Below are 10,491 nucleotides of genomic sequence, written 5' to 3' on the forward strand. Positions count from 1 at the left end.
GGTTGTCAGCGGCTCAGGGTTGTGGTGAGTGTGCTCGCAAAACCACCACCGCGGTCGCGAAACCAGGAGTGCGCGGCGCTGGACGACCCCTAGCTGCCTTGGCGCGGCGGGGGAGGGGTGCTCATGGTCGCGGTTCGCAAGGGGGTGGGCGGTGGGTTGTGGGCGGTGTTGCGCAGCGGTTTCCGCTCCGGATCGAGGATGGAAGGCGGGATCCAGTGCACGGCACCTTCGCGGATGACGATCTTCCAGCCGCTGTGGTGCAGCAGGCGGTGGTGGCGTTCGCAGCAGGAGGCGAGGTTGTCCAGGTCGGTGGGACCGCCATGGGCCCAGTGGACGATGTGGTGCGGGGTGGTCCACTTTGGACTGCGGTCGCAGCCGGGGAAGGTGCAGCCGCGGTCGCGGATCGCCAGGGCCCGGCGCTGGGCGTTCGTGGCGGTGCGGGTGGAGCGGCCCAGGTCCAGGACCTGGCCCTCGGTGCCCAGGACCGCGGGGTAGACCTTGGCGTCGCACAGGATTCGGCGCAGATCAGCCGCGGTCAGCACGGATTCGTCTTCTGTGACGAGGGTTTTCGCCGTGCCTCGCAGGGTCTCCAAGTCGACCGTCACCGTCGCGACTGCTCGTTCGCCGGCTTTGGCGGGCAGGTCCGGGGTGCGGGCGGCCAGGTCGACGATCGCGGCGATGGCGTCGCCGTGGCGTTCGGCCGGGGTGCGGGGGTCGGGGGTGCCGGGCGTGATCGCGGGGTCCGGTGCGGCCAGGGGGACCAGCAGTTGTTCGATCAGGGTGCCGGTTTCGTGGTCTACGTTGCCGCTGAAGCGGAAACGGCCGCCCTGGGTCCACTGCCAGCGGAACTCCCGCCGGGGGCGGGCGGCTTCCTCGGGACGCGAGCCCGAGTCCGAGCCGGGAACCGAGTCGGGGTCCAAGCCGTGGTCCAGGTCGGGCGAGCCGGGTGCGTCGGCGGGATCGCTGTCCCAGTAGATCTTCAGCCGGGTCGCGGCGCGGCGGACGATGCTGGGGTTGGCCTGCGCCGCGAGGGTCACCAGGGTGTCTTCGGCGACGGTGTAGTCCTCGGGAGTCAGCCACCGCGGGGCGGCAGCGAGGAATTCGGCGATCACCGCTGCGTGCTGGGCGGTGATTTCGCCCGCGGACAGGGCTTTCCAGGTCAGCGGCAGCGTGCCGGTGGCCTGGGCGAGCCGGGAGCGGGCCTCGCGCAGGGTCACGTGCAGGATCGTCGCCAGGTAGGCCGAGGTCGAGGTGTAGCCCTCCGGCAAGGCGCCGCGCGATTCCAGTTCCCGGATGGTCTCCAGTTGTGCGGCGTAAGCGACGTTCTGCTGTCGTTGAGTGGTCAGGAGTCTGGTGGTCAGGTCCCGGTCTGGCANGTCTGGCAATTGCCAGGCGGGGAGCGTCGTAGTCGTGCTCACGCCTTCATTGAATCGAACGGGCGTTCGATTACGCTATAGCTCGAAGTGGTCAACCCGTACTGTCGAAGCGAGGCAGCCAAGATCACTTTCCGGAGCCAAAACCCCGTCCCCGTGGAGGAAATCTGCCTCTCGCCCTCAGGCGGCCGCCGGTGAAAGCCGGGGCAACCGCGACGCTTGGTAATCGTGATCACCAGATTGAGTGACTTTAGATCGCGGTTGGCTGGGCTTAGGGGGCGGCTGCGACTGTGGCACACGCAGGAAGATGACCGTTGGGTCGAGGAGCTTGCGATGGGCGTGAACTGGGGGCAGAACCGCCGCACCGAGCCGAACGAAGCAGTGTCCCTCCTGGAGGGCCTGCTGATCGAATGCGATGCGGGGGCAGGAGACACGGTATTGGTCGGCGGAGGACCGGCCAGCGGGAAAACGCAGGTACAGAACCAAGTGGTGGCGCGAGCTCGCGAGCTGGGCGTTCTGACGCTCACCGCGGCGGGAGCGGCCGACGAGCGCGACGTCGACGGAGGTGTGCTGGACCAGTTGCTGGCGAGCCCGGCGTTGCCGCGCGAAATGCTGGCCGCGGCGGACGGCGAGGACCGGATCGCCGCCTTGTGCAGCGCGTTGCACCGGTTGGCGCGGGAGCGGTCGCTGCTGATCGCGGTCGACGATGTGCAGCACGTTGACGAGACGTCGGCGCGGTTGTTGCTGCGGTTGCAGCGGCGGGCGCGGTCGGCGGGGATGCTGCTGGTGCTGACGCAGCCGGACGGGTGGTATTCCGGCGAGGGCATGAACTTCGCCGCGCAGCCGCACCGGTACGTGCATCTCACGCCGTTCACGGTGGAGGCGATCGCGCAGCTGGTCCCGGACCACGGCGAAGCCGAGCGGATCCACGGGCTGAGCGCGGGAAATCCGTTGCTGGTCAGCGCTTTGGTCGACGCACGTCGCAGCTCGGTTGACGACGGACCGGTATATTCCGACGCGGTGCAACGGCTTCTGCATCGCTACGGTTCGCCGTTGCGGGAAGTGGCGACGGCGATCGCGGTGCTGGACACCGACGTGACGACGGACGCGGTCGCGGCAGTCGCGGGCGTGGACCCGGTCGAGGCGGAGGCGTCCGCGGGGTTGCTTGTGGAGACTGGGCTGGTCGACGGCGTGCGGTTCCGCCAGCAGCCGGCCGCGGCGGCGGTCGTCGGCGGGTTGCGCGGATCCGAGAAAGTGCAGTTGCACATCCGGGCTGCTGAGGTGAAGCATGCACGAGGGTTGCCGGCACCGGAGGTCGCCCGGCATCTCGTGGCGGCGGGCGAAGCTCAGGCGGAGTGGGCGTTGCCGGTGCTGGTCGCGGCGGCGGAGCAGGTGATGCTCGGCGACGACGTCGACTTCGCTACCCGTTGCCTGCAGCTGGCGGCGTCGACGACTGCCGCGTCGTGGGAGCAGCAGATGATTTCGCAGCTGCTGGCCAAGATCACGTGGCGGGTCAATCCGGCGGCGGCCGCTCCGCATCTCGCGGCGTTGCGCGAAGCCGAATCGCTCGACCAGTCCGACCGGATCGCGGTGGTGCGCCAGTCGTTGTGGTTCGGCGACCGGGAGACCTTCGAGTCCGCGCTGGTCAGGCTGGGCGACGACCTCGAGCCGCTGCACCCGCGGACGGCTGCCGAGCTGACGCTTGCCGCGCATTGGCATTACGGCACGGTACCGGCGTTGTCGGTCGACGCATCGGATCCCTGGATGCGCACGGCGACCACGCTCGCGTCCGTCTGGCAGGTCGGTGGCAGCGAAGAGACTTCGGTGTGTGCGGAACGGATTCTCCAGAACTGCCGGCTGTCCGACACGTCGCTGGAAGCGCTGGCCACCGCGATTCTCGCACTGGCTTACGACGGCAAGGCGGACCGCGCGGAAGGCTGGTGCACGTCGCTGGCCGAGGAAGCGGAGTATCGCGGTGCGGTGACGTGGAAGGCGATGCTCGACGCTATCGGCGCGAGTCTCCTGCTGCGTCGCGGCGAGCCGGCCACCGCGGCGGAGGCGGCGAGCCGAGCGCTCGCGCTGCTTGACGAACCGAACTGGGGCGTCGCGATCACGTATCCGCTCGCCACGATGCTGACCGCGTACACCGCGGCAGGAGCGTTCAAGGCCGCGGCTGGGGTATTGCGCCACGCACTGCCGGAATCGGTGTTCACGACGCTCGGCGGGGTGCGGTTTCTCCGCGCGCGCGGACAGTTCCATCTTGCCACGAACCGAGGGCTCTCCGCGGTGAGCGATTTCCAGCAATGCCAGCGGATTCTCCGGGACAGCGACCTCGACCTGCCCGCCGTGGCACCGTGGCGGACCGACCTCGCCGAGGCGAACCTCCGGCTGCGCAACCCGACCTTGGCGGTCGAGCTGGCGAAACAGCAGCTGGCGGACACGACGGACTCGTTCTCTCAGGCGGTGGCGCTGCGGGTGCTGGCGTTCGCGGGAGACACCGGCGCGCGGTCCGGTTTGCTGAACCGGGCGGCGGAGGCGTTCAAGGAATCCGGCGACCGGCTCGAACTGGCTCGCACCGTCCGCGCGATCAACCAGCTCGGCCAGCGCGCGGAACGCTCGGCAGGCTTGGTGAAGCCGGTTCAGGTACCACGACAGCCGTTGCGTCCGCTCACGCCTCGTCCGGTGGCATCGAGACCGGAGCCGCCGCGCGCGGATCCGGACGGGCCGGCCGCGATCGCGCTGAGCGACGCCGAACTGCGGGTCGCGGAACTCGCGGCACACGGGCGGACCAACCGCCAGATCGCGGAGACGCTGTACATCACAGTGTCCACTGTGGAACAACATCTGACCAGGGTGTACCGGAAACTCGGCGTGGCCGGACGGAGCGCGCTGGCGGGCGAACTGGCCGGTGCCGGGCAGTGACGGAGAAGCTGACGGAAAGCCTGGCCGAATGCGGGGCGAGAGTGCTGACCGACGTAGAGCTGCGGGTCGCGGAACTCGCCGCGCAGGGCACGCCGGTCGCGGTGATCGCGGAGGTACTGGGAGTGTCCGCGAACACCGCCGCCAGCCACCTTGCCGCCGTCTACGTCAAGCTCCGGAACGCGTGAAGGGCCTCTCGCGCGAGATCCGCGAGAGGCCCTTCACCGGAACCGGGAACAGGTCAGGATCGGCGGTCGGCGACGACCGCGGCGATGATGTCGTCCAGCGAGCGCGTCGGCACGAAGCCGATCTGGTTGTACGCGCGGGTGCAGTCGGGGATGCGGCGCTGCATGTCCTCGTACCCGTCGCCGTATGCCTCTTCGTAGGGCACCTTCGCGATGGTGCTGCTTGAACCGGTCGCGCCGATCACGCGCTCGGCGAGCTGGGAGATGGTGGTCTGTTCGTTGCTGCCGAGGTTGAAGACCTTGCCGTAGGCGGTGTCGTCGGCGAGCAGCTCCGCCAGTGCGGGTACGACGTCGTGCACGTGGCAGAAGCAGCGCGTCTGTTGCCCGTCGCCGAAGACGGTGATGGGTTCGCCTGTCAGGGCTTGGGTGACGAACCGGGGGATGACCATGCCGTAGCGTCCGGTTTGGCGGGGGCCGACGGTGTTGAACGGCCGCACGATCACCGTGCGCAGGCCGTGCTCTACCGCGTACAGGTGGGCGAACGTCTCGTCCAGCGCCTTCGCCTCGGCGTAGGACCAGCGGTTCTTCAACGGCGAGCCGATGATCCGGTCGTCGTCTTCGCGCAGGCCGTCCGCGGTGTTCTTGCCGTAGATTTCGCTGGTGGACGCGACGAGGATCGGCACGTCGTGCCGCAGCGCCGCGTCGAGCATGTTTTCGGTGCCGTGCAGGTTGGTGCGGAGGCTGTCCATGGTCTTGTCGAGGATGGTGAACACGCCGACCGCGGCGGCGAGGTGGAAGATCGCGTCGATGCCCGCCATGCACGATTCGACTGCGTTCGGGTCGGTGATGGAGCCGCGCACGAAGCGGAAACCCGGGTGCCCGGCGACGCTGGCGAGGTTGTCGAGGGTGCCGGTGCTGAGGTTGTCGAGTGCGACGACCTCGTCGCCGCGGGCCAGGAGGTGCTCGGTGAGGTGGGAGCCGATGAACCCGGCGCCTCCGGTGATGAGGTAACGCACGTTAGTGTCCCTTTCTCAGTTCGCGAAGAGTGCGCGGTCGAGGCGGTAGGTGGCGTCGATGACGGTCGGGCAGTCGGCGAGCCAGTCGTAGTCGTGGCCGGGTTGGACGGTGTGGATGAGCGCGACGTCCCAGTCCTGGCCCTCCGGCTCAGGGACGGTGTCGAGGGAACCGCCGGTCACTCGGACGTTCGGGACCAGCGGGTCGTAGTAGCCGACCTTCGCGCCCTTCGCGGCGAGCAGGTCGATGATGTCGAGCGCGGACGACGAACGCACGTCCTGGACACCGGGCTTGTAGGTCACGCCGACCACCAGCACGCGCGTACCCGCCATGCCCTTGCCTTCGCGGGACAGTGTGTTCAGTACGCGGTCGACAACCTGCTTCGGGCGCTCCGCGATGGCGTGCATCGCCTGGGTCACCAATGGCGCGTTGCTCTGCGTCGCGCGCAGCTGCCAGAGCAGGTAGTGCGGGTCGCAGGGGATGCAGTGGCCGCCGACGCCGGGGCCGGGATGGAACGCCATGAAGCCGTATGGCTTGCTGGCTGCCGCGTCGATGACTTCGATGGGGTCGATCGCGAAGCCGTCGCTGATTTCGGCGAACTCGTTGGCCAGTGCGATGTTCACGGCGCGAAAGGTGTTCTCATACAGTTTGGTCATCTCGGCTGCTTCCGGCGAGCTGACGCAGTGCACGGCCGGGGTGAGCACGTTGATCACGCGCTGCGCCATCGCCGTGCACACCGGGGTCACGCCGCCGAGCACCCGCGGCGTCTCCGCCTGGGTGTGTGTGACGTTGCCCGGGTCGATCCGCTCTGGGCTGGACGCCACGAACAGGTCGCGTCCGATGGTGAATCCCTTGGCCACCAGTGGTTTCACCAGCAGCCGGTTCGAGGTGCCGACGTAGCTGGTCGAGGTGAGGATGAACGTCTGGCCGCGGCGGGCGTTCGCGACCAGCGCCGCGCACGCCGCCTCCAGCGGGCCGAGGTCGGGCATGAGGTATTCGTCGAGCCCGGTCGGGACGCACACCAGCACCGCGTCCGCTTCGGCCATCCGCGCCGAGTCCGCGGTGAGCTGGAAGTCCTCTTGGTGCACGGCTTTCTCAAGCCGGCGGTGGTCGGCTTCGATGAGGTCGACCTCGCCCGAGCGGATCGAGTCGAGGCGGTTCTGCGACAGGTCGATGCCGATCACGCCCACGCCGCCGGCGTGCAGGCCGAGCGCGGTCGGCAGGCCGACGTAGCCCATCCCGATCACCGCGACCGACGTCAGCTCGTTCCGTTCGGCGATGGTCTCGAATTCAGCGACAGTACTGGTCATTCCTGGTCACCCGTTTCTGGATGGGCAGTGGAAAAAGCGAGCGGAAAAGCGGAGGAAAAGCCGGTCATCGGACCGAACGGACGATTTCGAAGGCCTCGGCGAGTCCGGCGCTGACCTGGGAGCCGCGGTATTCGGCGAGGGCGCGGACGCCGCGTTCGCTGCGTGGGTTCGGCCACGGTTCGAGTTCCTTGCCGTAGGCGCGCAGGGCTTCGATTTTGCGTTCGACGTGTGATTCGTCGAGAATCTGCCAGCAGTTCGGCCGGAAGGTGACGGGCAGTCCGGAGGCCTCTCCGACGTCGGTGGCGGAGCGGATCTCGAAGGTGCGCACTTCGCGGACCGGGCCTTTGCCGGGCCGTCCCGCGACTCGTGCGGCGCGGCTGACGAGCGCGTGGTCGGTGCTGAGGTCGCACATGCTGGTGGCGAAGATGGTGTCGGGTTCGAATTCGCGGACTTCGCGTTCGACGACCTGGTTGAGTGCGAGGTGGCTGACGGTGTCGAGGCGGTTGTCGCCGAATTCGTGTACTCGGACGCGTTCGATGCCGAGTGTTTTGGCGGCGAGTTCGATCGCGTCGGTGCGGTTGGTGACTTCGGTGCCGGCGGCCGAGCGCGAACCGTCGTCGTTGGTGAGGATGCAAAGCGAAATGGTGACGCCTTCGTCGGCGAGCCGGGCGATGGTGCCGCCCGCGCCGAGCGTTTCGTCGTCGCCGTGGGCTCCCACCACCAGCAGCCTGCGTGTCAACGTGTGCATACGATTCCCCAGTCCTTGTCCGGGCGGTGAAACCCCCAGCGGAAACGAGCCGTGCGAAATGGCTTGGAACGCAAGAAAAATTTGACATCCGCCGAGGTCTGCGACAACCCCTAAAGACCGTCTAAAGCGGACCTTGGCCGAGCGGGCGGGCCGGTGCGCAGGGCCATTAGGGGGTCGGTTCGCGCTCGTGCCGTCCGGACGCCGGGCGGGCATGCGACGCGGAAGGAACCCGGGCAGCTCCGACGAGCAGCTGGTCGCGCTTCACCAGCGGACGGGAAGGTCGGCGCGCACGACCGTCGGCCCGCCCGCCGGGCTGACCACGGTGAGCACGCCGTCGATGGTGCCTGCCCGGTCGGCGAGGCCGGCCAGCCCGCCGCCGGGACGCACGGACGCGCCGCCGTGACCGTTGTCGATGATCTCGACGACCACCGTGTCGTCGTCGCGGGTCACGCGCACCGACGCGCGGTCCGCGCCCGCGTGCTTGGCGATATTGGCGAGGGTTTCGCTGACGATGAAGTACGTCGTGGTCTCCACGGGCGCGGGCGGCCGCGGTTCCACCGTCACCTTGACGTCCACGTGAATCGGCATCCGCGCGGTCAGCGCCGACAGCGCGGCGTCAAGACCGCGGTCCTGCAGCACCGGGGAGTAGATCCCCCGGGCGAGGTCGCGCAGCTCGGACACGGCGAGTTTCGCGTCGGCGTGGGCCGCGCCGACCAGTTCGCGCACGGCGGCGGTGGCGGCGGGATCGGCAGGATCGTCGACGTCAAGCTTCAGCTGCGCCCGGCCCAGGCTCATCGCCACGGCGACCAGCCGCTGCTGCGCCCCGTCGTGCAGGTCGCGTTCGATGCGTTTGCGCTCGCTCTCCACGGCGTCGACGCCGCGGGCACGCGAATCCTTGAGCTGCCGGGTGCGGGCCTCCAGCCGCGCCGTCCGGTCCGGCCCGAGCATCGACAGCGCCAACGCGCCGTGCATCGCCCCGATCCGCGGTGCCACGAAGATGCCGAACGGCGGCACGGCCGCGGACACGATCCCGGCCACGAATTCCACGATGCCCAGCGGGAACGCGAGCAAGGCGTAGATCAGTTCGCGCCACGTGGCCGGGTCCACGAGCCGGGTCTGCCACGTCAGCAGCAGCCCGGCGCCGTGCGGCAGCCTGCGGGGCGGCGGGACGTCGACGCCGAGCATGGTGCGCACCCAGCGGCGTTCCACGCCGGCCAAGCCGCGGGCCGTCGAAGTCGCGGTGATCAGGATCGGGATGCCGATCCACAGCATGGTGGTGGCGATGCCGAGCACGGTCGTGGCGAGCACGAGCACGAACGCGACGATCCGGAGGGGAAAGCTCGCGAGGAGGAAGCCGATGGTGCGGACGACGCGGGGCCGCTGCGTCACCGGCATCGAGCGATCCGCTCCAGTTCCGGTACGAGGTCGTCAAGCGTCGGCGCGGCCAGCATCTCGTCCCGGACCTCCAGCGAGCACTCCCGGAAGGACGGTTCCTCCAGCAACCGCTGAAGTCCGCTTCGGACGGTGCTCGGAGTGACGTCCTCGAGGTCCACCATCAGGCCGTTGCCGCGCTTCACCTGTGCGAGCGCGGAGATCCGCTCGCTCCACGTGGTGCCGGGGATCACCAGCTGAGGGACACCGTTGACCACCGCGTTGCCGATCGTCGCGCCGCCGCCCTGGTGCACGATGGCCGAGCAGCTCGCGAGAAGCTCGTACATCGGCACGAAGTCCACCGCGCGCACGTTGTCCGGGACCTTGTCCACCGACGCGAGCTGCTCCGCGTTGAGCGTCGCGATCACTTCGACGTCGAGGTCGGAAAGGCCGTCGAGCAGCGCGGAGACCGAGGTCTCCTCTTCGCCGAGCGTCTGCCGGTTGGAAATGCCGAGGGTCAGCATGACGCGCGGGCGCGACGGGGGTTCGACCACCCAGCGCGGCAGCGCCATCGGTTTGTTCAACGGCACGAACCGCGCCGGGAGGTAGTCGACGTCGACGCCGTCGTACCGGAGGTAGGACGGGTGGCAGTCGATGGTTTTGACGCCGTAGCGCAGGTTCTCGTCGTAGTCCGCGCCGTAGCGGCCCACCGCGGCAGACATCCATTCCACGAACGGGTCCGGGCTGGTGTCCTCGGGCTTGCTCGCGCGCAGGTCCCGGTACTGCGCGCCGATTCGCGCCGTCTGGTCGGCCGCGTACATCATCCGCAGGTGCGGGACGCCGACCGCCTGCGCGACGATCGGCGCGGTGTAGACCAGCGGGTCCCATACGACGAGGTCCGGCTGCCAGTGCCGGGCGAACCGGACGAGTTCGTTGAGCAGCGGTTCCGGCGTGTTCCAGCGGAAAACGTCGACCCAGCCGTCGTAGACGGTGCGCACGTACTCCTCGGTGTAGCGCTCCGGGCGGCTTTCCGAAAGCTGGTGCTCGCTGTGCGCGGTGTCGTCGCCGCCGGCGCTGAGCCGCCGGTGCTCCGCGATGTCGAGGTCCTCGCCGAACCACATCGCGTCGAGGCCGGTCTCGGCGAAGGGCAGGACCTCGCGGGGATTGCGCTGGCCGACGAACCGCACCTCGTGCCCGGCGGCGGCCAGCGCCCAGCCGACCGGGGCCATGCTGTAGACGTGCGTCCTCGTCGGGAAGACCATCAACATGACTCGCACAACGCACTCTCCGATGCCGGGGTCCGGGAAACACTGCTGGGGAAACGGTAATCGCGGCGGGCCCCGCGGCAGACCCGGCAATACGGCGTAGGGGTCCCGAACCCCTGTCCCCGCGCGGAAATCTTCCTCGCTCGCCCCGGTGCGGACCGGGGTTAGGGGCCGTTAGGGGTGGGGATCCGGGGGTCGGCGCGCATAGCTTTTCGTGGGCATTCCGGGGACTCGCTCGCCAAGGCGGCGCTGGAGCAGCCGATGGCTGTGATCGGAGGGGAATTGTGATGAGCATTCGTCGGACTG

At 69.0% G+C, this 10,491-nt stretch carries 8 protein-coding genes; 2 read left to right on the forward strand and 6 right to left on the reverse strand.

What is annotated here, in order from left to right; genetic code table 11:
* Positions 1 to 89 precede the first annotated feature (89 nt).
* Positions 90 to 1,418 (reverse strand): HNH endonuclease signature motif containing protein, encoded by a 1,329-nt coding sequence (locus tag A4R44_RS44455; RefSeq protein WP_067595552.1) that lies wholly within the window; start codon positions 1,416 to 1,418, stop codon positions 90 to 92.
* Positions 1,419 to 1,706: 288 nt separating this feature from the next.
* Here A4R44_RS44455 and A4R44_RS44460 point away from each other — a divergent pair, with 288 nt between their 5' ends.
* Positions 1,707 to 4,295 carry a helix-turn-helix transcriptional regulator gene (locus A4R44_RS44460; protein WP_067595554.1) on the forward strand — a complete coding sequence of 863 codons (2,589 nt, stop codon included), beginning with the start codon at positions 1,707 to 1,709 and terminating at the stop codon, positions 4,293 to 4,295.
* A complete protein-coding gene (locus A4R44_RS44465) occupies positions 4,292 to 4,480 on the forward strand; it encodes a LuxR C-terminal-related transcriptional regulator (RefSeq protein WP_067595556.1) in 189 nt (62 codons plus the stop codon). Before A4R44_RS44460 ends, A4R44_RS44465 begins: the two co-directional genes overlap by 4 nt.
* Before the next feature lie 53 nt (positions 4,481 to 4,533).
* On the opposite strand, the gene A4R44_RS44470 is transcribed toward A4R44_RS44465, so the two are convergent.
* From A4R44_RS44470 to A4R44_RS44490, 5 genes are all read right to left on the reverse strand, one after another.
* A complete protein-coding gene (locus tag A4R44_RS44470) occupies positions 4,534 to 5,493 on the reverse strand; it encodes an NAD(P)-dependent oxidoreductase (protein ID WP_067595558.1) in 960 nt (319 codons plus the stop codon).
* 15 nt (positions 5,494 to 5,508) lie between these two features.
* A complete protein-coding gene (locus A4R44_RS44475) occupies positions 5,509 to 6,801 on the reverse strand; it encodes a nucleotide sugar dehydrogenase (protein ID WP_067595560.1) in 1,293 nt (430 codons plus the stop codon).
* A gap of 64 nt (positions 6,802 to 6,865) precedes the next feature.
* On the reverse strand, positions 6,866 to 7,549 hold the full coding sequence (locus A4R44_RS44480) for a PIG-L deacetylase family protein (protein WP_067595562.1): 684 nt from the start codon (positions 7,547 to 7,549) through the stop codon (positions 6,866 to 6,868).
* A gap of 261 nt (positions 7,550 to 7,810) precedes the next feature.
* Positions 7,811 to 8,944, reverse strand: coding sequence for a sensor histidine kinase (locus tag A4R44_RS44485; protein WP_067595564.1), 1,134 nt, complete (start codon positions 8,942 to 8,944; stop codon positions 7,811 to 7,813).
* Positions 8,935 to 10,188 (reverse strand): nucleotide disphospho-sugar-binding domain-containing protein, encoded by a 1,254-nt coding sequence (locus A4R44_RS44490; protein ID WP_067595566.1) that lies wholly within the window; start codon positions 10,186 to 10,188, stop codon positions 8,935 to 8,937. Before A4R44_RS44490 ends, A4R44_RS44485 begins: the two co-directional genes overlap by 10 nt.
* Positions 10,189 to 10,491 lie beyond the last annotated feature (303 nt).

Source organism: Amycolatopsis sp. M39 (assembly GCF_001651785.1).
GTDB lineage: Bacteria > Actinomycetota > Actinomycetes > Mycobacteriales > Pseudonocardiaceae > Amycolatopsis > Amycolatopsis rubida.